Raw genomic sequence first — 23318 nt, forward strand, 5'->3', positions numbered from 1 at the left:
TGCTCCCGGCGAACATGGACGAGGCCCCGGCTGACAGCCGGGGCCTCAGCCCTGTACAGGTGTCACCCGCGAACAGCGACCTTCAGCAGGGCGGTCCACTCGACGGCTTCGAAGATCAGGTGTCCGGCCTCTGGGTGCTTGGAATCGCGCATGGCGGCGGCGGAAGGGAGATCCGCGACCTCGACACAGTCCTGGGTCTGGCCGCCGCTGTAACTGCTCTTGCGGAACGTCACGGGGTGGGGTGCTTCTGACATGGCTGCTTTCTCAGAGGACTGACAGTCGGGCACGGATCAGCTCACGCGACTCTTCCACGGACAAGGCGGATGCCTGTACGAAGTCGAATCGGCGCTTGTACTGGCGCACTCGCTCCTCGGACTCCAGGTAGAGCTCTTCGGACACGGCTTCCAAGTACACGAGCGGTGGGTCCGGCATCGGGAACTCCATGATGACGAAGTGGCCCGTCATGGCCGCATGGGGGCCGTGAGCGACCGGGAGGACCTGGATGCCGACGTTCGGACGGGTACCGACCTCGAGGAGGTGCTGCAACTGGTCACGCAACTCCGGCGTGATGTGAAGCAGCGCGGCCTCATCGATGACGGTCCAGAACGCCGGTGGATCGGCCCGGCTGAAAACCGCCTTGCGGAGCATGCGCGCCTCCACCCGGCGATCCACATCGTCCGTTTCGCCCATGGCGCTCGCGACCGCCATCGCACGCGCGTAGGACTCGGTCTGCAAGAGCCCGGGAACGGTCATCGACTGGTAGGAACGGATGGAGGACGCCTCCGCTTCCAAGCCGATGAGCTGGCCGGTGCCCAGCACGTTCTCATAGGTGGCCCACCAGCCCTTCTGGCTGGCTTCCTTCACCAAACCGGCGTAGGCCCTGCGCTCCGCCTCGCTCGTCACTCCATAGATGTCGAGGAGGAGATGCACGTCGTCAACGGAGAGCCGCTTCCAGTCGCCGGTCTCCAACCGGTTGACCTTGGACTCCGACCACCCGCGCGCTTTGCCGCTGCGGCGCTTGGCTTCCGCCGCGACCGCCTTCGCGGTGAGCCCGGAGCGTTCACGTTGCTGGAACAGGAGGCGGCTGAGGCGACGCCGACGCAGGGTCGGGCTGACCACGGCGAAGTCCTTCCTCCGAGAACCCGAATCGTGGGCTGATCCTATTCCGACCTCGACACAATCCGACATTTAACGCCTCTCGCAACATAACTTGCCAGCTGCTGAAGAACTTACAAGTCCACTGTAAAACTTGGGGCTTGCAAGTTTCTATGGGAGCAGTGAATATGGAGGTGGCCAGAAGCAGCCGAGCCTCCCACTCGGCATCCCTACCGGAGGTGTGCGCGTATGGCGCGATACCGCTACCTGAACTGTTCCGAACTCGTGGCCGTCCGCTGGTTGGCAGGCGAAGCCCTCCGCTGGCGACGACCCCATCGAGCAGCCCGAGCCCGTATGTACGTCACCCACCCGGCGCGGGACCTCGCCCCGCTGACCCTCGCGGTCCGGCGGTGGCTCTCGGCGAGCACCCAGCCCCTCCCGCCGAGCCCGGTCGGCGGCACCGTTCCCCTGCTGCCGCGGGTTCCGGAGCCGCGCACGAGCCCGGAGACCTCCCCGGAAGCCTCCACTTCGGCCTCGCCCCCGGCCTTGCCTCCGGCCTCGCCGCCGAATCCCGTCCCGGTTCAGAGCCCGGTTCGGGGCCCGGCGCCGGTCCCGGCCTCCGGCTTCACCGCCGCCCTCGCGGCCCGACCCCGTATCCACGCCCTCCGCGCGGGGAAGCGCACCCGCACGGAATCCGACCCGGCCGGGCACGAACCCCCCGCCCACAAGGCCCCCGCACGCCTGCGCGCCCGCATGACCGCGCACCGCAACAACGCCATGCGACCGGCGGAACCGGCTCCGGTACCGGCACCGGAGCGTTCCGCGGCCTGGCTGGACGCACGGGCCGCCTCGCGCATCCTGGCCTGGAACCTGGGGAGGGCGGCCTGATGCACCACGTGTGCGACATCCGCGAGTTCCCCTCGATCCAGGCCCTCGGGCTCTGGGCCCACGACCACAACGTTCCGCTCCGCTACCTCGGCCCGAACCTCGAAGGCCACGCCGTCTACGCCGCCACCCACGGCCACACCACCCGGGTCGCGGTCACCTCCGGACGCGCCCCCCACCCCACCCCGCTCATCTGGCGCAGCCCCCTGGAGGACCTGTGACCGCCGGCACCCCGGACCCGACCCTCCGGATGCTGGACGACCTCATCCACGGCCGGTGGGTCCTCACCCTCGAACCCGCTCTCAACGGCGGCACCGAGGTCGTCGCCTACCGGCCCATCGGCTGGACCGGTCCCGGCGACCCGCACGAGCGCCTCGCCGCACCCGACCACGCCGCCATGCGGGACCTGCTGACCCGCCGCCACACCACCGGAACGACCGACACAGCGGAGCAGACCATGACCGATTCCGAACCCGGCCCCGGTTCCACCGGCCCGATGAGCGACCTGGCGAACGACCCGATCCCGGACGACCTCACCGACGAGGAGAAGGACGCCGTCCGCCGCCAGGGCGACGTCATCGCCCACCAGCGCGCCCTGCGCGCACCCCTCATCGGCGAACAGAACCGCCGCTACGCCCACGGCGACTGACCCGTCCGCCCGTCGGAGCATGCGTGCCCGGGCCCCGGTGGGGCCCGGGCGCGCGTGCTCCGATCCGGCGGTGCCGACATACGGCACGCCGCACCAAAAAGGGGGTACAGGGCCATGTCGATGGAGCACCCGCACACCCCGGCTCGGCGGATCCCCCGCGCCTCCAGTGGTCGACCTGGACCGCCTCCGGTCGGGTCCGACCGCCTCTCGACCGAACTCGACCACTGGTCCGTGTTCTCTCCCCTGTACGCAGGGCTGCCGGACCGATCGGACTTCCGGCCGCCGGAGTCACCACCGGCCTCAGCAGGAAGGCCGTTCCCACCCGCCCTCTCCACCGCCCAACGGACGGACATGGGGACCGCCCCGACGAAGACGACCGGGTACCCGATCCCCCGCGTGAACTCCCGGCCGACATCCGCCCGGTCCCGGAACACGCCTTCCGGGACCCCAAGAACACCCCGTCCGGTGCTGATGACAGGGCGCCGCGCGCCCTCCCCCGCTTCTTCTCCCGCCGCTCCCCACCGCACGGGCGTGCACCGTCCACGGACCGGCGGCCGGGCCCGACCCCGCCCCTCTCCCCCACACGGTCGTGCGGCGGCCGAGCACGCCCACCGCGGCCGGTGGCTTCCCTCCTCACAGCGGCGACGGCGGTTCCACGGTGCCGGACGCCGACGTGCTCCTCACCGCCGCACCGGCCGCCGGTCCGGCGGCCGGTGCGGTCCCGGGCGGACCGCCGCCCGGCGTGGTTCCGAACCGGCACCCGTACCCGCCCCGGCCGTGGCCCGTGGGCCGTGCCCCTCACCGTCTCCGCGGTCGAACCATCCCAGCGCGGCCGGGCCCGCTGTTCCACCCCGGGCCCCGGACCATCCACGCCCCCTTCCACCTGTGCGAACGCACCGCCCCTCCCCCGCCCCCTCATGAACGAAGGCTGTCCCGCGAACGGCCGGGACCACCCCGCCCGTACCCCCTGCGCCGCGACCGGCGGCGGATGCGCTACTTCTTGTCCGAGAAACGAACTCGGTCCCACCGACCCCCTTTGGAGCCATTGATGATGGGCACGAGCCATGCCGCGACCGGTGTACTGACCGGCGCGGCCGTCGGCACACTGCTGGGTTCGCATGCCTCCGACCCGTTCATCTGCGCCGCCGTCGGCGCGGGCGCGGCGCTGCTCCCGGACCTCGACGAGCCGGGGTCCACGGTGGGCCGCTCGCTGGGCGCGGTGACGGAGGGGATCGCCAGGCTGCTGTGTTCGGCGTCCCGTGCGGTGTACAAGGCGACCGCCACGCCCTACGAGTTGCAGGCCGGCAAGGACGGCGGGCACCGGTACCTCACCCACACGGTTCCCGCGGTACTCGTGTTCGGGGCGCTGGCATGGGGGCTCGCCGCGGTGGCTCCGCTGGGGCTGGGCCTGGTGGTGTTCTGCATGGCGGCGCTCGGGCTGGGAACGGTGGCCCGGGCCATGAGGAAGGCCGGGCCGCTGCGGAGGCGCAAGCTGGCCGCGTCGCTGATCGCGGTCCTCGCCGCCGCGGGTGCGGTGTTCGCGGACGGCGGCGCCGCATGGCTGGTGGGGCTGACGGTGGCCACGGGGGCCCTGACGCACGTCCTCGGGGACTGGCTCACCCGCAGCGGAGTACCGCTCGCGTGGCCGTTCGTGGTCCGCGGGAAGCGCTGGTGGATGTTCCACAGTCCGGTCACGTTCCAGACCGGAAAGAGCCGGGTGGAGCCGGTGATCATGTGGGGGTCGGTGGCCGTGTCCGGAATGACCCTGGCACTGGGGCTGCCGACGCTGCCGAGCGCCTGAGGGCCGGGCCGGGCGGCCGGGCCGACAGGCGGTCAGGCGGCCGGGCCGCCGGGCCGCCACCGATGGCGACGGGCGGGCCCCACGCGAACCCCCGCCTCACCGGGCGTCCGGCCGGAACCGGCCCCGGCCCGGCGCCCGCTCGGGCGCGGTCCGTTCGCGGGTCGGCCGGCGCCCCGCTCCGGCCGAACGGACCCGGCACAGCGCGGCGGGCGCCCACCCGGGGCCGGAAAGCCGTTCGTCAGCGGTGCCCCAGGACGTTGACCACCCGGCCGTCGGGGTCGCGGACGAAGAACCGGCGCACGCCCCACTCCTCGTCCTGCAACGGGTGGACGATCTCCGCGCCGCTCTCCCGCACCGCCTCATAGGCCGCGTCCACGTCGTCCACCTCGACGCTCATGTCCGGCGCGACCGGCGCGGTCCTGTCGTCGGCCATGAAGCTGACCTGCGCCGCCGGGCTGGACGGGGAGGCGAGCGTTATGATCCAGCCGTGGTTCATGACCTCCTCGAAACCGAGCAGACCGTAGAACTCGCGGTTCTCGCTCATGGCCTCCGACCGGACATTGGGCACGACACGGCGAACGGTCATCGATGGCTCCGATCGAGGAACGGCATTTCCCCCAGGAGTACCACCTCACGCCCGTTCCCCCGCGAGCAGTCCCACCCCGTGCCGGACCGGCGGTCCGCCCTCCCGCATCCGTGGGCCCCGCCATCGCGGTGCCACCGGTCGCGGCTCTCCCCCGGCCGGGCAGGGACGCCCCGGCCTCTTCGAAAGTCCTCTCCGGAGAGAAAAGTCCTCTCCGGAGAGAGGAGCCCGAACCCTTCGCCTGGCACCGGGGCGGCCGGGCGGCTCCCTCGGTTCCCGGTCGTCCCGGGCTGCCGATTCCTCCCGCTCCCCGCAGAGGCCCCACGGCCGCACGGCGCTCCGTCTCCTCGCCGTCCTTCCGCTGTCGGCGGTGTTCCCGTTCGCGTCCACCGACGCCCACACCGATCCGACGCCGGAACGCGCCCGGATACGATGCCACGGCCACAGCGCGTTCGGCGCCGAGAACACCGCCCGGAGCCCCCCGCTCCCGCCGGGACCCGGGTGTCAGGGATCTGTGGGCGGCCGTCCCCGGTCGCCCCGAGAAGAAGAGAGGCACCACCTCGTGAAGGTCTTCTACGACACCGAATTCGTCGAACGCGGGCCCGAGCACCCCATCCACTTCATCTCCATCGGCATGGTCGCCGAGGACGGCCGGGAACTGTACGGGGTCAACGCCGACATGGACCAGGACCTGGTGCGCACCCACCCCTGGGTCGGCAAGCACGTATGGCCCCACCTGCCCCTGGTCGAAGCCCGGCAGGGCGTGCGCGGCGGATCCCGACGGCGCCTGGACACCGACCACCCCGACGTGCGCCCGCACGCGCAGATCTCCCGCCTCGTCTCCGATTTCCTGGCGTCCGTACCCGACGTGGAGCTGTGGGCCTGGTACGGGGGCTACGACCACGTGGTCCTGGCCCAGCGCTGGGGCACGATGGTGCAGGTCCCCAGCCATGTGCCGAGGTGGACCAACGACCTCAGGCAGGAGGCCCACCGGCAGGGCAACCCCCGGCTGCCCGAACAGCCCGGCGACGAACACCACGCGCTCGCCGACGCCCGCCACAACCTCACCCGCGCCCGCGCCCTCGGCCTCCTGGACCGCGCACGGTGAGCATCAGCAGCCCGGCCCGTACCCGCCCCGCGTGCGCGGGGCTCATGTGGTGCGGGCGTGGGGGTCGGGTGAGTTGCCGGTCCATCCCCGCGTGCGCGGGGCTCACCCAAGACGAACCGCCGCTTCGACCCCCACAACCGGTCCATCCCCGCGTGCGCGGGGCTCACGGTGCGAGACAAAGCGGCTCCCCCCAGGGCCGCGGTCCATCCCCGCGTGCGCGGGGCTCACACCGATGGTCGCGCCACGGATGCGGCCTTCGGCGGTCCATCCCCGCGTGCGCGGGGCTCACGATTCGGGGGTGCCCAGGGATTTGCGCGGGTTCGGTCCATCCCCGCGTGCGCGGGGCTCACCGAAGGCCCCGGGCCTATTCGGCTGCCGGGGCCGGTCCATCCCCGCGTGCGCGGGGCTCACTCGATCGGGATGATCGGGTCGGTGCTGCCGGCCGGTCCATCCCCGCGTGCGCGGGGCTCACCTCGGCCCCGTCATCGACGATGCGTCGGACGCCGGTCCATCCCCGCGTGCGCGGGGCTCACGCGGCGCGCTCCTGGCGGGCGACCTTGCGGGCCGGTCCATCCCCGCGTGCGCGGGGCTCACGAGGTGGTCGAACACGTCGCGGTAGTCCGCGACGGTCCATCCCCGCGTGCGCGGGGCTCACACAGGCGGGCTAATCAGAGGGCGCACGACCTACGGTCCATCCCCGCGTGCGCGGGGCTCACGCAGGGGACGGCCTGGAGACCATCGCGAAAGACGGTCCATCCCCGCGTGCGCGGGGCTCACTCGGCCAGGCTGGTGGGCATGGGCCCTCCTTACGGTCCATCCCCGCGTGCGCGGGGCTCACGCAGGGGACGGCCTGGAGACCATCGCGAAAGACGGTCCATCCCCGCGTGCGCGGGGCTCACTCGGCCAGGCTGGTGGGCATGGGCCCTCCTTACGGTCCATCCCCGCGTGCGCGGGGCTCACAGTTCACGACCTGGGAAAACGCGAGGCGTTATCTCCGCGTTATCTTCATTGAAAGGAGCCAGAGCTACCCCATTATCCACTTTTGTGCGAGCCGCGAAGCGGTCTCGGTGCTCGCGGCTCTCATAGGCCACGAAAAGCGCATCTGGGATGCCCGTCCCCCTGCCGAACGATCAAGAACCCGACCAGCCCCTGACGCATGATCGGTGTGCGAGACACTCCCCGGACGGAACCAACACGGCCCCCGCAGCACCGCCGGTTCGGCGGCATCCGACCCACTCCCGCACACAGGGGCCCGCCGGGAAGCCAGCCTGGACAAATCACCCAAACCGCGAATCGCGCACCGCAGATCAGTTCCCTGTGAGAACATACAGACGCCCTCACAACCTCCTTCATAAGGAGATATGAAGTGAGCTTTCGCCCTCGGACCGCCTCACCCCCCACGACCCGTGCCGACAGCCGAACCTGCGCGTTCGACCAGCATTCGCGCAGGTCCGCCGACATCGGGCACGAAAGCCCCTCCCACGGCGAGGGACGCGACGGCGAAAAGAAGTAATCCGCTTTTCGGTTCGTGCGCAAAAGGAGTTTTCAGTGAGCCCTCACCCCCCCTCCCCTGACCAGCCGTATCTCGCAGCGGGAGCCCCTGACCCGGATGGCCCGATTCGGGTCATGGTGGTGGACGACCACGCCCTCTTCCGCCGCGGACTGGTGTCCGTCCTGGACGAGGAGGCCGACATCGACGTGGTCGGCGAGGCCGGGGACGGTGACGAGGCCGTTCGGCTCGCCGCCGGATCGCGCCCCGACGTGGTCCTCATGGACGTCTGGATGCCGCACGCCCGCGGCATCGAGGCCTGCCCGCGCATCCGCGAGGCCGTGCCGCACACCAAATTCATCATGCTCACCATGAGCGACGAGGAGGCCGACCTCTTCGACGCGCTCAAGGTCGGCGCCAGCGGCTACCTCCTCAAGCAGATCGCCGTCACCGACATCTCGGAGACCATCCGCACCATCGCCGCGGGCCGCCCCTCGATCAACCCCAGCATGGCCACCAAGCTCATCGGCGAGTTCGCCGAACTGGCCAAGCAGGAGAGCACCCCGCAGGCGCCCGTGGTGCTCCCCCAGCTCACCCCCCGCGAGGCCGAGGTCCTGAAGCTCGTGGCCCGGTCGCTCAACAACCGGACCATCGGCGAGCGCCTGTTCATCACCGAGAACACCGTGAAGAACCACGTCCGCAACATCCTGGAGAAACTCCAGGTCCACTCCCGCACCGAGGCCGCGATCTACGCGGTGCGCGCCGGATACCTGTGACCCTCCTCCCCTGTCCCGCGCCCCGTCCCCGCCGTGGCCGGGGCGCGGGGCAGGGATTCCGTTCGGCACGGGCTTCCGGCTGCTCGGCGGACACTTCCCGTCCGGCGCGCGCTGCCGCGGAGACACCGGCGGCCGACCTCTCCGCTCCTCCCACTCCGGTCCCCGCAGGCGAAGGAGCCCGGAGACGGTGAGCGGTTCCTGACGCCGGTGTTCGGGAGCCCCCGAAGATCGACGGTGCGGGACGGCCCGTCCCCAAGCCTCAGAAAGAAACATGGCCGCCCGGTGTTTACGCGCCTCCACACGGGTAGACGGAGGAGTGTGCACCTGCGCACCCCTCGGGCCACGGGGGAGGCCTTCACGGCTCTACGGTCCGAGGAGAAGGCGCGGGTGCCGGGTCGGCGCCCACGGGGGGTGAGCGCGTCCGACCCGAACCGGACCGCCGCTATCGGGGGATTCGCAGGGTCCGGTGGGGAACACGGAGGCCCCCGCGCGACCGAGCGTTGCGCGGGGGCCCCGTCATGTCCGCAGAGGAACACGGGCCTCCTGGCACGGGAAAGGCCGCGGCACGCGCACCGGGCCGGGGCGACGGCGGCCGTGCCCGGAGAAGACCACCGCCCCCCGCACCTCCCCGCAGCGGCTCAGTCCGTTCCGCGCCGCCGATCGGGCAGAGCCTCAGCCGGCCGCCGTCCTCCGCCGGACGACACCGCCGGGGCGGGTTCCCCCAGCCGGATGAGGGCGATGCAGGCGAGCGCGGGCAGGACGATCAGGGGCGCGAGCGCGTACCGCAGCCCGACGGTGTCGGCCAGAGCACCGATCACCGGGGAGGCGAGCCCTCCGACGGACACCGCCAGACCCAGGGTGACCCCCGAGGCGGTGCCCATGTGCCGGGGCAGGTAGTCCTGTCCGAGGCTGACGTGCAGCGAGAACGGCACGTACAGCAGGAGCGAGGCCAGCGCGACGAAGACGAACACCCCCGGCCCGGGGAACAGCACCAGGCAGGCGAGGACCGGCACCGCCGCCCCGTAGGCCCAGCGCAGAATGCGGGTGCGCTCCCACCGCCGGGCGAGATGGCCGCCCAGCGCGGTCCCGAAGGCGCCGCCGAGGTAGAACACGAACAGCGCCGCGGTGCCGCCCGGCTCGCCGATCCCGCCGTACCGGTGCACGAACAGCACCAGGAAGGAGCCGATTCCGACGAACACGATGGAGCGGCAGACGATCGCGCAGCTCAGGAGCACGAACGAGCGCCAGTCGTCGCGGCCGCCGCCGTCGACCCCGGGCGCGCGTGCGACCCGCACCGCCGCGCCCCCGGAGGGCGTGGTGCGGGCGGCCCAGGCCAGGGCGAGGAGGCCGGTGAGGGCGGGGGCCATCAGCAGCGGGCCTGCGCCCAGACCCAGGACGCCCACGGTCGCGGCGACCACGAGCGGTGCGGCGGCGAAGCCGAGGTTCCCGCCCAGCGAGAACCAGGACATCACCACGTGGTCGTCACCGCTGATCTCCCGCGCCCGACGCGCGGCGGCGGGGTGGTAGGCGGCGACCCCCGTGCCGGACAGCGCGACGAAGGCGGCGGTGACCCAGAAGGAGTCGGACACGGCGATCGCCGCGATGCCCCCTCCGGCCGCGACGAGGCCCACCGGGATCAGCCAGCGCATCGGCCACCGGTCGCCCAGCGCCCCGAACAGCGGCTGGACGACGGAGGAGGACAGCGAACCGGCGAGCACGATCCCGGCCGCGGCAGCGTAGCCGTAACCGCGGTCCAGGACCAGGAACGGCACCAGGGCGGCCAGGGCGCCCTGGTAGAAGTCGACGGTCGCGTGGGAGTACGCCAGGAGGCGGGCGCCGGTGCGGCCGGCGCGGGGAACGGAGGAGGGCATGGGCCCAGTCTCCGGTCCGCCGGGGATGGCGCGCTTTCTATAATCCGCCGAGTGATGTCGAACATCCGCCACACGCCGACCGCTCCCACGGACACCCGCGTGCTCGCCTCCGGCGCGGAGGTGGATCTGCACTTCCACGACGACCACCAGCTCATCTACGCCGGATCCGGCGTACTGGAGGTGGTGGTGGAGGACGGTACGTGGTTCACCCCGTCCACACGCGCGGTGTGGGTGCCCGCCGGGACCGTGCACCACTGGCAGGTCCACGGCGCGGCGACCGTGCACCTGGTCGGCGTGCCGGTTCGCGGCGGAGGGGCTCCGTCCGGTGCGCCTGTGCTGGTGGAGGTGCGGCCGCTGCTGCGGGAGCTGGTGATCGCGTGCTCGGCGGCGGGCCCGGCCACCACCCCGGCCGAGCGGCGCATGCTCGGCGTGCTCGTCGACCAGGTGCGGCCCGCAGAGGAACCGCCGACGGTGCTGCCCCTCCTGCGCGATCCGCGGCTGCGCGAGGTGCAGGCCCTCGTGGAGGCGGACATGTCGGCCGCGCCGACCCTGGCCGAACTCGGCAGGCGGGTCGGGGCGTCGGAGCGCACGCTGTCGCGGCTCTTCCGCGACGGCGTCGGCATGGGGTTCACCGTCTGGCGCAACCAGCTCCGGCTGCACCGGGCCACCCTGCTGCTGGCGCAGGGGTGGACCGTGACGCGGGTCGCCGCCGCATGCGGGTACTCCTCGCCAAGCGCGTTCATCTCCGCTTTCCGCGCGGCCTTCGGTCGCACCCCCGGCTCGCTGTACCGGTGAAACCCGGCCAAGGGGTCGCGGCGGCAGGGGCGGGGAGGCGGGGCTCGGAGGCGGGAGCCCGGCGCTTGGGGTGGAGGGCGCCGGCGGCCGTGGCCGCCCGGACACGGGCGCGGCCCCGGAGCGAGCGCTCCGGGGCCGCGGTCACCGGGCCGGGCGGCCGGTGGTCAGTAACCGCAGGAACCCGCCGGGTTCCAGGGGCTGAACAGGCCGCTCGGGTTGTGCTGCCAGAGCCACACGTGCAGCGTGTAGTTGACCGGCAGGCCGGGCTCCTGGCCCTCGTCGGGCCCGTCGAACGGCTGCCCGAACAGGGAGGGGCGGTCGTCGTCGGTCTCCACGTCCTGGTCGGCGTCGACGTAGTAGTACTCCAGCGCCACGAGCTTGCGGCCGCCGTACCCGTCCGGCTGGTAGACCAGCACCTCGGGGGTGCGGATGTCCAGCTTGCGGTCGATCAGGTACGGGTTGGCGTAGTGGTAGCCCATCACGCCGTCAGGGCTCTGCGCGCACTGGTCGGTCGGCAGGTAGCCGTCGGCGATCGCCTCGGCCTCGTCCTGGTACTTGGCGGTGGCCGCCTTGGCGACGGCCAGGTCCTTCTCCACCGTGCTGTGCGCGCTCGCGCCCACCGGCGCGAGCAGCGCCAGTGCGGTCCCTGCCACCGCGGCCGCGGTGAGGCGTGTGGCACTTAGCGACATCGTGTCTCCCTGAGCTTCGAGCACCCTCGCGAACCGCCCACCCGGCCGCTGAGCCGGGTCCGGCACCGACCTCGGGAGCGGTGCCGGGCGCACGGGCCCCTGCGGGCCGGGGTGCTTGTCCGGGAACAGACTGCATGCATCTGTGCTGGTCAGAGCGCCGAACACCGCGCGGGCAGAACCAAAGCCGACCCAAGCTTGACCTTGAAGGGGTGGCGCCGCACCCCGTACGGCCCCATAAACGACAAAGCGCACGCCCGTCTGTGGGACACGGCCGGCGAGCGGTGACACGGGAGCAGGCGGGAGGGGGCAGGCGGCATCCGAACACGGCCACCTGTGTCGGCTTGTGGCAGCCCCGACCGGCCCGAGTACGAACCCGGCTCACCCCCGCGTGCGCGGGGCTCACACCGCGTTGGCTTCGACCTGCACGACCAGCGCCGGCCCATCCCCGCGTGCGCGGGGCTCACCTCACCATCGAGGAGATCCAGCGGGCCATGGCCGGTCCATCCCCGCGTGCGCGGGGCTCACCCGCCGCCGGGACCACCCGCGGCCGTTGAGCGCGGTCCATCCCCGCGTGCGCGGGGCTCACTCGATCCAGATCAGGACCAGCGGCATCCGCATCGGTCCATCCCCGCGTGCGCGGGGCTCACAACCTGTCGCTGCTTGTCGCGGAGCTGATCGACGGTCCATCCCCGCGTGCGCGGGGCTCACTACCTCGGCGGCCGGGATCTGGCGTTCACGTTCGGTCCATCCCCGCGTGCGCGGGGCTCACGTGCACACGGCCAGCTGGCGGAACAGGGTGGTCGGTCCATCCCCGCGTGCGCGGGGCTCACCCGAAGTGCTGGGACTGGAACCGGGCCACGAGCGGTCCATCCCCGCGTGCGCGGGGCTCACCCGAAGTGCTGGGACTGGAACCGGGCCACGAGCGGTCCATCCCCGCGTGCGCGGGGCTCACAGCAGCTCCTGGTCGGGGATGCTCGCCAGGGTCGGTCCATCCCCGCGTGCGCGGGGCTCACGTTGACCCCGCGATGAGGGGGCTGGCCTGCGACGGTCCATCCCCGCGTGCGCGGGGCTCACACCATCTACCTGGTCGCGGACGGGTGGGCGAACGGTCCATCCCCGCGTGCGCGGGGCTCACCTCGCGGGCCGCGGCCTGGCGCTGGCGGGTGACGGTCCATCCCCGCGTGCGCGGGGCTCACGCCACCTCGCGCGTGTCACAGATAGCCGCCGCCGGTCCATCCCCGCGTGCGCGGGGCTCACCAGCCCTTCCTGTTCGGCGAGTGCAAAGACCTCGGTCCATCCCCGCGTGCGCGGGGCTCACCGCATCTCCTCGGGGACGTCGGCCTCGTCCAGCGGTCCATCCCCGCGTGCGCGGGGCTCACGCCGGGGTGCTCCCGAGCGGTAGCGGCGGCCTCGGTCCATCCCCGCGTGCGCGGGGCTCACAGCGGGAACGCGTAGGGCGGGGTGGTCCCGGGCGGTCCATCCCCGCGTGCGCGGGGCTCACCGGGTACCGTCGGGGACCTCGACCGAGGCGGCCGGTCCATCCCCGCGTGCGCGGGGCTCACCCCCGGCACCGGTACGCCGACGACCGCGGCGGCGGTCCATCCCCGCGTGCGCGGGGCTCACGGTTAACGACCTGGGAAAACGCAGAGCGTTATCTCCGCGTTATGTGCGCTTATGGGACGGCAACCGTCCCGGTCACTGTCGCATGAGGGGCCCGGCGGGCTCAAGGCCGGGTTCCCCTCGGCATTGGGCCCGCCCGGCCCCGGCGGGGTTCCATGGCGTCCGGGACGCCACCGCCGGTGCCGGGCGGGCTTCCGCATCCCGCTTACCCGCGGGAGCGGGCCGCTGGACCACGACCTCCTAGCTGCGGATGTTGATGTCCACGCAGGCGTAGAAGGCGTTGGCCGTGTCGGCGACGTTCCAGCGGGCCAGCAGCTTGTGCCGCCCGCTGTACCCCGACAGGTCCACGGTGTGGGTGAACGACCACGGCGGGCGGGCCCCGTTGTCGTTGAACACGGCCACCCGGTGGTTCCCGATGAAGTACTCCCACGTGGAGGTCGAGTGGGCCGCCGTGATGGTCCAGGTGAAGCTCTGCACGCGGCTGACGTCGGTCACCCGCCACCCCCGGCTGTCATCGTTCAGCTCGGAGAAGCGGCCGACGCCGCCGTCGCACCGCATGAGCCCCTTGGGCCCCTCGACGCTCTGCGGCTCCCACTGGATACCGCCGCACTGGACGATCCCCGCGGCGCACTGGGCCTGGCGGCTCATCGGGTTGGAGATGTAGCCGTGGGCGTTGGCCGTGCCCGCGGGCATGAGGCCGAGGAAGAGGGTGGTGGCGGCCGCCAGCGCGGCCGCGGCACGGAGTCGGTGGGTCTTACGGGGGCGGGGGGAATCGGACTTACGGATCGACATGTGCGGGTCCTTCGGTCATGGATCACGTCCCGGCGTTGCAAGGGCCGGGCGGGTAGCGGGAATCCGTTGGGGGAGTCCCGGGCCGGTACCGGCCCGGGGCGAAGGCGAGCGCTCGGGGGATGCGGGGAGGACCTGCTTCGGCGCCTCCCCTGTGCACCAGGGATTCCCCCTCCCCGAACCGCGGTAACCGACCCATGACCGAACGTCGGAACCGCTGGTGGGGCAGGGTCCGCACCGGGGACCGGACCGCGCGCAGGACCAGTGGCGGCCGCCTGTTCCCCGGTACGGGGCCGCCGCTGCGGCGGCGCGGAACGGGAACTGGGAGAACCCGGGGCCGGGGCGGCGGTGGTCCGCCCCTCCCCCGGGTGGACCAATCCCCGCATACCTGACAGAAGGCATTAGACCTGACCGGAAGGCCACTGTTCCCTTCCCCCGGTGCGGGACCGCCCCCCGATCCGTCATGGCGCGGCCCGGGCACCGGGCCCGCAGCCGGGCCGTGCCGTCCAGCGTCAGAAGGCGGGTTCGGTCTCCACGACCTCGTCCGGGCACCCCTCTGCGAGAGCGAGGAGCGCGTCCTTCTCGGCAGCGTCCACCGACAGGCTCCACCTGGTCTTGACCGCGGTCCACTCGGCGGCGTACCGGCAGTGCACCCCCTCGTCGGAGGGCAGCCACTCGGCCGGGTCCCGGTCCGCCTTGGCCCGGTTCTCGCGCGCGGTGACGGCGACCAGCGCCACCGGCTCCCCCAGGTCGTTGGCGAAGTCGCGGCGCCGCGCCGTGCTCCACTGCGAGGCACCGGAGTCCCACGCCTCCGCGAGCGGCACCATGTGGTCGATGTCCAGCAGACGGGCCTCGGCCACGGTCGCCCCGTCGTAGTAGGAGAACCACTCACCGCCGGAGATCCGGCACCCCTCCCCGACCGCGGGCGCGGTCACCGCTTCCTCCAGCAGGACCTCGGCCCGGGTGCTGCACCCGTCACGGTCGGCGTCCACCCAGTGGGGGAAGAGCGAGCGGTCGTAGCCCGCCCGGCCCTCCTCGGCGACGGGAAGCGCGGAGACCGCCTCCGCCAGGGGGACCGGGGCGGCGGCGCCCCGGTCCTGGACCTCTGCCTGGGCCTGGAAGGGGAACGCCACGGTCGCCGCGAGGACGGCCGTGGCGAGGAAGGAGAAGCGCGTGAACAGGGACACGGATGGCCTTTCCAGAAAACTTCGTCACACCATGTGATCGCGCCGTGATTCTCCGACGTATCCTCGGGCGGATGGGAACGGCACGCGGGGCGCAGGAGGAACGTCCCGATATGCCGTACCGTCACCCGGCATGCAGAACAGCCCCTGATCGGAGCCCGAACCGGGCGGACACCGCGCACGGGACGGGCGGGCCGGAGGGGCCGGGGCACAGGAGGAACGGGTGGGCCGGGCCGACGTGGTGACGGCCGACGGCCGGGTGTGGCGCCGGAGCGAAGGGGTAGTCGCGCACCATGGCGGAGACGAGACCGGATTTCGTTGAGCACGACGGCCTGCCCGTGGCCCGGGACCTGCGAGCCCTGGCAGTGCTCGTGTCGGACCCCCGACCGCTCTACCTGCGCTACTCCGAGGGGCCCGAGCGGGACGCGTCCGTGGTCAGCAAGGACTACGAGAGCGGCCTCGAGCTGCCCGGGCTGTCGGTGACCCCGCTGACGCCGGAGCCCTGGTGGACCCGTCCACTGGAGGACTGGCTCGCCCGCCAGGTGCGCAAGTACGCCTCCCTGGCCGAGGAGGACACCGACCGCTACGGATGGGCCCTGCACGGGCGCGTCGTCGCCCGCGGCCCCGACCACGAGCCCCTGCTGGACCGGGTCGAACCGGTCGCGCGCCTGGGCACCGCCGTCATGGACGAAGCGCTGGAGAGGTACCGTCGGCGGTTCGAGGCCGGGCGCGGCCCCACCGACGACTGAGGCGGGCACCCCGGCGCCGAGGCGCTCCTCGGCGTCCGTGCGCCCCTCGTCCCGGTGCCGAAGAGGCCGTCCCACGGTCGGGGCGGAAGCCCCGTCCGTGCATCGCTCGGTTGTTCGGGCGCCCCTCCTGCTCCTCGGCGCCCGCCCTGGTGATGGGGACGGCCGCTGCCATAGGGGCGGGTGTTCCAACTGTTCGGCGCCCCCTGGTGGCGGGAGGGTGGAGGGGCGGCCGTTCTCCGACCGCCCCTCTCCCCCGCGGCCACTCGGACCGGACGCCCCTGCCGATCGCGGAGACCGGTCCGCGGCGCGGACCCGCGGTCCGTCCGCGCCTCCCGCCACGCTCCGCGACCCGCTTGCCCGCCCGCGCGCACACCCGCGCGCCCACCGGTTCCTCTCCCGGGTCAGGTGTCGTCGTCGCGCCAGCGGCGGGGCAGCGAGGTGTGCTCCACCCCGATCTCGACCCGGTCCTCCCGCAGCGCCACCACGTCCTTCCACTCCACGTAGCGTTCGTGCCGGCGCAGCCAGCCCAGCAGGTGCGACCACGGCGTCGGCGGTTCCAGGGAGTCCCCGTAGCCGAAGCGCCCGGCGACCGCCGAACGCCCCACCACCAGCCCCAGGACCGTGTAGGACCCCTCCCGGTGGCGCACCACGATGTCCTGGACCGAGCCCGCCTCCTGCCCGTTGCGGTCCACGACCCGCAGGCCGATCAGCTCACCGGCGCGCAGCCGCCTCACCGCCGACCTCCCGGGATCCGGCCGATGAGGTGCTCTGCGACCCAGGCCTCCAGGGGGCGCATGCCCCGCGGAGCGGACGTGTTCAGGACCGTGGTGGGTGTGAACTCCTCCACGTTCTCGAGCGGGATGCGGGTGGGCTCCCCGTCCGGTGGCCGGAGCCTGTCCAGGACCGTCTCCCAGAACAGCCCCAAGCGCCCCGCGATCCTGGGGCCCAGTGCGGCGGTGTCACCGACCAGCGCCGTCATGGCGGGCGGCTCCCCCTCGGACCACGTGAACTCGACATCGTCGACCTTGCCGACGTCGCCGCCCTCCGCGTCGACGATCTGGCGGTCCAGGACCGTGAAACCGATCCGGAACACGGTCCCGTTCACACCGTCGGACATCTCATTGCCCCGCTTTCGTGTAGACCATCAGGGGGATGGCGGCCACCGACACCGCGCACAGCAGCACCAGGTAGACCGAGCCGAGGATGTTGGTGAAGCGTGAGTTGACCTGGTCCCCGAGATAACCGCGGTCGTTGGCGACGACGAAGATCGGCAGGTAGGTGAGCGGCAGGGCCGCCGCCGACAGCACGAGGCTGTACTCGGTGACGGTGATCGGGTCGACGCCGGTGAGGATGAAGAGCACCCCGCCCAGCAGACTCGCCATGAGGACGAGGTGGAAGTAGGGCGCCTCCACCGGTGCCGCGGCCTTGCCCCAGCGCCAGCCGAAGTACTGGGAGACCGCGTACCCGGCGGCCAGCCCCGACTCCAGGGCCGCGCCGAACGTGGCGGCGAAGAAGCCCAGGATCACCACGATCAGTCCCACCCGGCCCAGGGCCGAGACGACGGGCAGCGCGACCTGGCCCAGGTCGGACACCTGGATGCCGGAGGGCATGAGCACCACCGCCGCGCAGCCCATGACGGTCAGGGACAGCAGCCCGCCCAGGGGGAGGCCGAGGAAGACGTTGACGCGCGCGGTGGCCAGGTCCTTGGGCGTCCACTTCTCCTCCACCCCGCCGGAGGAGAAGAAGAGAACGGCGTAGGGGGTCATCGCCGCCCCGAAGAGGGCGATGGCGTAGTACCACCAGACGGCCGGCCCCTCGTTCGCGGGCGGGGTGAAGGAGACCGCGTCCTCCAGCAGGACGCCCCAGTCGGGGCCCAGCCGCCACAGCGCGACACCGAACACCACCAGGGCCAGGCCGAGCAGGCCGTAGGTCTTCTCCATGCGGTCGAAGGGCAGGCGCCACAGCACGATCCAGACGAGGGCGCCGGCGACCGGGACCCACAGCAGGTAGTGGATGCCGCTGGCCAGTTCGAGGGCCAGGGCGATGCCGCCCATCTGCGCGGAGAAGGTGAGCAGGGTGATGAAGTACGACGCCAGCAGGTTGGCGAGGCCGGCCCGGGGGCCGAGCCGTTCGCGCACCAGGTCGAAGGTGGCCCGGCCGGTGGTGGCGGTCACGCGGGCGGACATCTCCGTGAACAGCATGAGGCCCACCACCCCGACGGGGACCACCCAGGCCAGGGTCATGCCGAACCGGGAGCCGACCACCGAGTTCGCCACCAGGTCGCCGATGTCGAGGAAGCCGCCGACGGCGGTGAGCATTCCCAGGGTGAAGGCCGTCAGCCATCTCATGACAGCTCCCCCTGGAGGCGGGTGAGGGCGTCCGCGTTCTCCCTCAGCAGGCGCTCGGCCTCGGCCACCCCTTCGGCGTCGTCACGGCGCAGGGCGATGCGCAGGTCGGCGAGCGCGTTCACGGCCTCGTCGCACAGGGGGGTCAGGCGGGCGCGGAGGAGGTCGCCCTCGGGGGTGGGCGGCTGGAGGACGCCGAAGGTGTCGGCGATGGAGCGGGCCGCGTCCTCGGAGTCGCCGGCGGTCGTCTCCAGGTAGGGGGAGAAGGCCTTTCCGTCACTGTGGGCCTCGGCGACCAGGATGCCGGTGTTGACGGAGGAGAGGAGGTCGACGACGGTCTGCTCGGCGGCGTCCCGGTGGCTGTCGGCGGTGGGGGTCGGGGCCACGCAGCCGGTGAGCGCGAGCACGGTGAGGAGGAGGGGGACGAGCACGGCGAGCAGCGGGCGGTCGCTCGTGGGCGGGACCGGAGCCGGGGACCGACCGGGGACGTGCTCCCAGGTCGTGGGAGTTTCTGGCACCCTCCTACCATAACTCTCAGTAACTATTTAGTTGCTCATTGCAGCACCATGGCCGGTCGGTTCCGGCGCCCCGCCCGCGCCCCCGGGAGGAGGCCGCACAGGACCCCTTGTCCTCCGGGCCGAGGGGTCGGCGCGTACGCCCAAGGCGACTCGGGGCCCTGGCCGGCATCGACCCGTGGCGCACCCGGGGAGACCGGCCGCCCGGTCCCGGTCCCGGCCCCGCGGTCCTGCGAGATGTGCGGGGCGAAGTCCGAGGGGATGCGGTCCTCGTCCTGCTCGCGGTGCTCCACGGGAACGAAGGACGGACCGGGCGGTGCCTGGTGGGGGGCGGGCCCGGGCCGACCTCCTCCACCCACGGTGGGACCGGCACGGCGCCCTCGTCGGTGCCGTGGAGCCCGGTCCGGTCCGGCGCTTCGGCCCGCCGGCCACCGGTCTCCGGGTACCCGGTGGCCGTGCGTCCTGATGGCGGTCGAGTACCGGCGCAGCGCCATGGATGCACCTTTCGGTCACCCGGATCCGGGCCGGGGCACCGTCGGCCCGGCGGAACGGCCGCCGGCCCCCGGCAGCCGACGGCCGTTCCGGCCCGTGCGGGGTCGGGCCGTTCGATCCTGCGGGACACCGGCGGAATCCGGCCCCTCCCCGGTCGGCACGGAGCCGGGAACACCGCAGGGGACGCGGTGCCCGGCGCGGGGACCAAAAAGGACGCATCGACGGATCCAGGACACGCCGACCGCGTTCCGGGACCTCGCGCAACGAGGCGCTTACGGTGGGCGGGCCCGAGCCGTCCCGGAAGTGTGCGAGGCCTCATGCCGGGGCAGGGCCCTGGTACGCGGCCGACCGCCGGGGCCCGGTCGGGGCCCGTGCGGTCCGGGCGCGGTCGGAGGACGACCCGCGCGGCGCGCACCGTGGCTCCGGGTCCGGGGGCGTTCCCGGAGCCACATCACACCCGAGCAATGTTTACTCGGAAAAAGTTGTCGTCCGACAAGAAAAAGTTCTCGATCGTGCATCAGAAGGGTTTTCCCGGGCATGGTCAGGCGCGCCGGATCCCCCTTTGACCTCACACGTCACATGGGTGATGGGTGCGGTCGAGGGGGGCACCGACCGGCACCTTGCACTTGCAAGAACGAGGTTCACGCAGGACAGAACACCGGGGGTTTTCTTGTTCCCGACCGCAGCGCACGACGCTTCACCCACCGCGGCCAAGGGTCTGATCCCTCGCCCGCGCAAGCCCGTGGAATACGAGGCCTTCGAGAAGGACTCCGCCGAGGACCTTCTCACCCGGCTCCACTCCCTCGAGGAGGGCGATCCGCGAGCCCGGCACCTGTGGGAGCAGATCGTGGAGGAGTTCGAACCGCTGGTGGCCAGGATGGCCGGCGACTACCGCGGCAAGGGGGAGCCGCTCGAGGACGTGATGCAGACCGCCATGGTCGGCCTGGTCAAGGCCGTCCGCGGCTTCGACCCCTCCCGGGGCACGCCCTTCATGGCCTATCTGCGGCCCACCGTCACCGGTGAGATCAAGCGCCACTTCCGTGACCGCACATGGGCCGTGCACGTCCCCCGCTCCCACCAGGAGAACCGGATCAAGCTGCGCCGGGTCCTGGCGGACTTCGAGCAGGACCACGCGCGCCGTCCCACCACGGCCGAACTCGCCCGACGGATGGGGTTGTCCGAGAAGGAGGCGAGCGAACTCCTCCAGGCCTCCGAGGCGTACCGGTGCCTGTCCCTGGACAAGCCCGAGACCAGCGAGGACGACAGCGGCGAGGGCATCCGCCTGGAGGACCGGCTGGGCGAGGAGGAGACCGCCTTCGAGCAGGTCCTGGAGCGCGAGACGCTCAAGCCCGCGCTGGCCGACCTGGACGAACGGGCGCGCACCATCCTGCACCTGCGGTTCTTCGACGACTGCACCCAGGCGGAGATAGGCGAGCACGTGGGCTGCTCCCAGATGCACGTCTCCCGGCTCCTGAGAGAGGTGCTGGACCGGCTCCGCGAGAGGGTCGACGCGCCGAGCCGACAGCCTTCCCAGGGGTAGCGGCGGCTTTTGACTTTAGTGGGGGACCGGCGGCAGGAAGGGCCTCCGCGGGTTCAGCGGTGGAACACCTCCCGCCACGGCCGGGGCCGGAGCGAGCCCCGTGTGCCGCAGGAGCCGTTGTCTTCCCGTGAGCGCCCGAGAGCGGGTGGCCCGCCTCCCGGCACGTGTGGGCCTCCACCAGGGCGGAGGCCGCCCGGAGGGACGGCGCTGTGGCCCACCCCCGCAGGTGTGAGGCTCGCCGTTGCCCTTGGGCACGGGGTCACCCCTCCCCCGGCCCGCCCCCGCACGCGAGGCGCACCAGGCGGACGGACGCGCCGCCCCGGCGTCGCCCGACCCCCATGTATGCAGGGCCCCGCCCCTGCCACCGTGACGGTGGCGGGGGGCGGGGCCCTCCTTCCATCTCAGCCTGCGCGGGGCTCACCATCTTCAGCTCGACGCCTTGCATGCGCTCGTCGGTCCATCCCCGCGTGCGCGGGGCTCACGACGGCAACGGCTACCGGGCAACGTTCGGGGTCGGTCCATCCCCGCGTGCGCGGGGCTCACGGCCAGAGGGTGGCGTGCGTCCACCGGCCGACCGGTCCATCCCCGCGTGCGCGGGGCTCACTACGCGGTTCTGTCGACCCGGTGCCGCCCCGACGGTCCATCCCCGCGTGCGCGGGGCTCACGGATGTCGCGTTCGAACGCGGCGATCACGACCGGTCCATCCCCGCGTGCGCGGGGCTCACTTGCGGTCGGCGCCGAACCCGGTCGTCTGGGACGGCCCATCCCCGCGTGCGCGGGGCTCACTGCAGGTAGTCCTCGTTGGCCTGCTGCTTGGTCGGTCCATCCCCGCGTGCGCGGGGCTCACTCACGCGCCGTGCAAGCCGGGGTGTGTGGTCGCGGTCCATCCCCGCGTGCGCGGGGCTCACGCGCGGCAGGACGGGCAGGGCGAACCGGCCGCGGTCCATCCCCGCGTGCGCGGGGCTCACGTGGACGTCCTGGCCCTGGTGTCCGCCGCCGACGGTCCATCCCCGCGTGCGCGGGGCTCACGCGATTGCGTCGGCGGCCTCGCACGCCACGCCCGGTCCATCCCCGCGTGCGCGGGGCTCACGCACGCGCGGCCGGGCAGATGGTCAAGACCGGCGGTCCATCCCCGCGTGCGCGGGGCTCACAGGAGGGCGATGAGGACGCGGTCGGGCATGGTCGGTCCATCCCCGCGTGCGCGGGGCTCACATCACCGAGGACAACCTGGGCGAGATCGAGAGCGGTCCATCCCCGCGTGCGCGGGGCTCACTCCGCGCCGCCCGCACGCGACCCGCCCCCCGCCGGTCCATCCCCGCGTGCGCGGGGCTCACGAGGGCGGCTGACTGGAGGACCTGCTGCCCGACGGTCCATCCCCGCGTGCGCGGGGCTCACCGCCCCTACCCTGCCCTCATGGAACACATGGAAGGTCCATCCCCGCGTGCGCGGGGCTCACAGTTACCGACCTGCATAAACGCGGGCCGTTATCTCCGCGAGACCTACTAGCGAGTTAAGAAAATGGCCCGATTCGGCCATTTCCCCGAAATCCCTGCGGAGCATCCCAGTCCGGCGCTAACTTCATCGCACACCATGCTCTCATGACCGCTGGAGCACCTCCGGATGACGCCCCCTCCTTCCGATCCCTCCGATGACCCCACCTATATCGACCTCGGCCTGTGGGCCAAGGAGCGCCACCTGCACGGCAGGCACTACCCCTACATCCTCCACGCGCTCGACGCCACCGCCGCTGCCCTGATCCTCTGGGACCTCGTCCTCTCCCCCGGCCTGAAACGCAGCATCGCCGCCGGTCTCGGAGGGGACGAATCCCACGCCCGCGCGCTGGTCGCCTTCTGGGCGGGATGCCACGACATCGGGAAACTCATCCGGGAATTCCAGGAACAGATCCCCCTCGACCTCTCCTCCTACCCCCGTGAACAACCCCCCGGCGACCGCACCGGCCATTCCTTCGTCACCCACCAGTGGCTCACCGCCGCCCTCCCCCGGTTCGGCTACCCCCACGAGGACGAATACATTTCCGACCTCGTCGCCCAGCTCCTCGGCGGCCACCATGGCGTCTACCCCGACTCCCTGGACGAGTACACGACGCACCGTTTCGCGGAAGGCCCCTGGGAGGAACAGCGCGAGCGCTGCACCCTCCTGGTCCACGAAGCCGCAGGCGCCCCCGAACCCCCATATGTCTGGAAGCCTCGATCGCCCCCCTGGTCTGCGGTCTCGTCATCCTCGCCGACTGGCTCGTCAGCCAGGAGCACTTTCTCCTGGACCGTCTGAAGACTCCCCCCGCCGACGGCAGCCGTCCCGTCCTCCTCGCCCACTTCCACGCTT

21 protein-coding genes and 3 CRISPR repeat arrays are annotated in these 23318 nt (G+C 72.4%); of the genes, 10 read left to right on the forward strand and 11 right to left on the reverse strand.

Features of this window, described 5'->3' with window-relative positions; all coding sequences use genetic code 11:
• Positions 1–62: 62 nt before the first annotated feature.
• Together ACSUPR_RS05285 and ACSUPR_RS05290 are read right to left on the reverse strand one after the other, a co-directional pair.
• Positions 63–254, reverse strand: a complete 192-nt coding sequence (locus ACSUPR_RS05285; protein ID WP_436889797.1) for a DUF397 domain-containing protein — start codon at positions 252–254, stop codon at positions 63–65.
• A gap of 10 nt (positions 255–264) precedes the next feature.
• On the reverse strand, positions 265–1119 hold the full coding sequence (locus tag ACSUPR_RS05290; RefSeq protein WP_436889798.1) for a helix-turn-helix domain-containing protein: 855 nt from the start codon (positions 1117–1119) through the stop codon (positions 265–267).
• A gap of 729 nt (positions 1120–1848) precedes the next feature.
• Between ACSUPR_RS05290 and ACSUPR_RS05295 the strand changes: the two genes are divergently transcribed.
• The 4 genes from ACSUPR_RS05295 to ACSUPR_RS05310 all read left to right on the forward strand — a co-directional run bounded on the left by ACSUPR_RS05295 (position 1849) and on the right by ACSUPR_RS05310 (position 4430).
• Positions 1849–1983 (forward strand): hypothetical protein, encoded by a 135-nt coding sequence (locus ACSUPR_RS05295; protein ID WP_436889800.1) that lies wholly within the window; start codon positions 1849–1851, stop codon positions 1981–1983.
• The gene (locus ACSUPR_RS05300) at positions 1983–2201 is read left to right on the forward strand and encodes a hypothetical protein (RefSeq protein WP_436889801.1); all 219 of its coding nucleotides are present in this window, start codon (positions 1983–1985) and stop codon (positions 2199–2201) included. Before ACSUPR_RS05295 ends, ACSUPR_RS05300 begins: the two co-directional genes overlap by 1 nt.
• Positions 2198–2629 carry a hypothetical protein gene (locus tag ACSUPR_RS05305; protein ID WP_436889802.1) on the forward strand — a complete coding sequence of 144 codons (432 nt, stop codon included), beginning with the start codon at positions 2198–2200 and terminating at the stop codon, positions 2627–2629. The genes ACSUPR_RS05300 and ACSUPR_RS05305 overlap by 4 nt, the downstream gene beginning before the upstream one ends.
• 1048 nt (positions 2630–3677) lie before the next feature.
• Positions 3678–4430, forward strand: coding sequence for a metal-dependent hydrolase (locus tag ACSUPR_RS05310; RefSeq protein ID WP_436889803.1), 753 nt, complete (start codon positions 3678–3680; stop codon positions 4428–4430).
• 238 nt (positions 4431–4668) lie between these two features.
• Here ACSUPR_RS05310 and ACSUPR_RS05315 read toward each other — a convergent pair whose 3' ends face one another.
• On the reverse strand, positions 4669–5016 hold the full coding sequence (locus tag ACSUPR_RS05315) for a VOC family protein (RefSeq protein ID WP_436889804.1): 348 nt from the start codon (positions 5014–5016) through the stop codon (positions 4669–4671).
• Between the two features lie 559 nt (positions 5017–5575).
• Here ACSUPR_RS05315 and ACSUPR_RS05320 point away from each other — a divergent pair.
• Both ACSUPR_RS05320 and ACSUPR_RS05325 read left to right on the forward strand, forming a co-directional pair.
• A complete protein-coding gene (locus ACSUPR_RS05320; RefSeq protein ID WP_436889805.1) occupies positions 5576–6121 on the forward strand; it encodes a 3'-5' exoribonuclease domain-containing protein in 546 nt (181 codons plus the stop codon).
• 17 nt (positions 6122–6138) lie between these two features.
• A CRISPR array of direct repeats spans positions 6139–7081; the repeat unit is 29 nt; unit sequence CGGTCCATCCCCGCGTGCGCGGGGCTCAC.
• A gap of 588 nt (positions 7082–7669) precedes the next feature.
• The gene (locus ACSUPR_RS05325; RefSeq protein ID WP_436889806.1) at positions 7670–8386 is read left to right on the forward strand and encodes a response regulator; all 717 of its coding nucleotides are present in this window, start codon (positions 7670–7672) and stop codon (positions 8384–8386) included.
• 638 nt (positions 8387–9024) lie between these two features.
• On the opposite strand, the gene ACSUPR_RS05330 is transcribed toward ACSUPR_RS05325, so the two are convergent.
• On the reverse strand, positions 9025–10257 hold the full coding sequence (locus tag ACSUPR_RS05330; RefSeq protein ID WP_436889807.1) for an MFS transporter: 1233 nt from the start codon (positions 10255–10257) through the stop codon (positions 9025–9027).
• Between the two features lie 54 nt (positions 10258–10311).
• Here ACSUPR_RS05330 and ACSUPR_RS05335 point away from each other — a divergent pair, with 54 nt between their 5' ends.
• Complete coding sequence (locus ACSUPR_RS05335) at positions 10312–11052, forward strand: helix-turn-helix domain-containing protein (RefSeq protein WP_436889808.1); 741 nt, start codon at positions 10312–10314, stop codon at positions 11050–11052.
• A gap of 164 nt (positions 11053–11216) precedes the next feature.
• Here ACSUPR_RS05335 and ACSUPR_RS05340 read toward each other — a convergent pair whose 3' ends face one another.
• The 3 genes from ACSUPR_RS05340 to ACSUPR_RS05350 all read right to left on the reverse strand — a co-directional run bounded on the left by ACSUPR_RS05340 (position 11217) and on the right by ACSUPR_RS05350 (position 15337).
• The gene (locus tag ACSUPR_RS05340) at positions 11217–11741 is read right to left on the reverse strand and encodes a hypothetical protein (protein WP_436889809.1); all 525 of its coding nucleotides are present in this window, start codon (positions 11739–11741) and stop codon (positions 11217–11219) included.
• Between the two features lie 374 nt (positions 11742–12115).
• A CRISPR array of direct repeats spans positions 12116–13364; the repeat unit is 29 nt; unit sequence CGGTCCATCCCCGCGTGCGCGGGGCTCAC.
• 237 nt (positions 13365–13601) lie between these two features.
• Entirely contained in the window at positions 13602–14153 is a 552-nt protein-coding gene (locus tag ACSUPR_RS05345) for a lytic polysaccharide monooxygenase auxiliary activity family 9 protein (protein WP_436889810.1), read from the reverse strand.
• 509 nt (positions 14154–14662) lie between these two features.
• Positions 14663–15337, reverse strand: coding sequence for an HNH endonuclease family protein (locus ACSUPR_RS05350; protein ID WP_436889811.1), 675 nt, complete (start codon positions 15335–15337; stop codon positions 14663–14665).
• Between the two features lie 290 nt (positions 15338–15627).
• Here ACSUPR_RS05350 and ACSUPR_RS05355 point away from each other — a divergent pair, with 290 nt between their 5' ends.
• Positions 15628–16083: a DUF6098 family protein gene (locus ACSUPR_RS05355; RefSeq protein ID WP_436889812.1), complete on the forward strand. Its 456-nt coding sequence runs from the start codon at positions 15628–15630 to the stop codon at positions 16081–16083.
• A 401-nt stretch (positions 16084–16484) separates the two neighbouring features.
• Here the strand turns inward: ACSUPR_RS05355 and ACSUPR_RS05360 are convergent, their stop codons facing one another.
• The 4 genes from ACSUPR_RS05360 to ACSUPR_RS05375 are packed head-to-tail and all read right to left on the reverse strand — an operon-like array spanning position 16485 to position 18946.
• Positions 16485–16817 carry a PRC-barrel domain-containing protein gene (locus ACSUPR_RS05360; RefSeq protein ID WP_436889814.1) on the reverse strand — a complete coding sequence of 111 codons (333 nt, stop codon included), beginning with the start codon at positions 16815–16817 and terminating at the stop codon, positions 16485–16487.
• Entirely contained in the window at positions 16814–17200 is a 387-nt protein-coding gene (locus tag ACSUPR_RS05365; RefSeq protein ID WP_436889815.1) for a hypothetical protein, read from the reverse strand. Before ACSUPR_RS05365 ends, ACSUPR_RS05360 begins: the two co-directional genes overlap by 4 nt.
• A 1-nt stretch (position 17201) precedes the next feature.
• The gene (locus ACSUPR_RS05370; protein WP_436889816.1) at positions 17202–18431 is read right to left on the reverse strand and encodes an NRAMP family divalent metal transporter; all 1230 of its coding nucleotides are present in this window, start codon (positions 18429–18431) and stop codon (positions 17202–17204) included.
• On the reverse strand, positions 18428–18946 hold the full coding sequence (locus ACSUPR_RS05375; protein ID WP_436889817.1) for a hypothetical protein: 519 nt from the start codon (positions 18944–18946) through the stop codon (positions 18428–18430). Before ACSUPR_RS05375 ends, ACSUPR_RS05370 begins: the two co-directional genes overlap by 4 nt.
• 1159 nt (positions 18947–20105) lie before the next feature.
• On the opposite strand from ACSUPR_RS05375, the gene ACSUPR_RS05380 reads away from it, so the two are divergent.
• Complete coding sequence (locus ACSUPR_RS05380; RefSeq protein ID WP_436889819.1) at positions 20106–20975, forward strand: SigB/SigF/SigG family RNA polymerase sigma factor; 870 nt, start codon at positions 20106–20108, stop codon at positions 20973–20975.
• 392 nt (positions 20976–21367) lie between these two features.
• Positions 21368–22431: direct repeats of the CRISPR family, unit length 29 nt; unit sequence CGGTCCATCCCCGCGTGCGCGGGGCTCAC.
• A 164-nt stretch (positions 22432–22595) separates the two neighbouring features.
• The gene (locus ACSUPR_RS05385) at positions 22596–23264 is read left to right on the forward strand and encodes a CRISPR-associated endonuclease Cas3'' (protein WP_436889820.1); all 669 of its coding nucleotides are present in this window, start codon (positions 22596–22598) and stop codon (positions 23262–23264) included.
• Positions 23265–23318 lie beyond the last annotated feature (54 nt).

The organism is Nocardiopsis dassonvillei, assembly GCF_964273065.1.
GTDB lineage: Bacteria > Actinomycetota > Actinomycetes > Streptosporangiales > Streptosporangiaceae > Nocardiopsis > Nocardiopsis dassonvillei_B.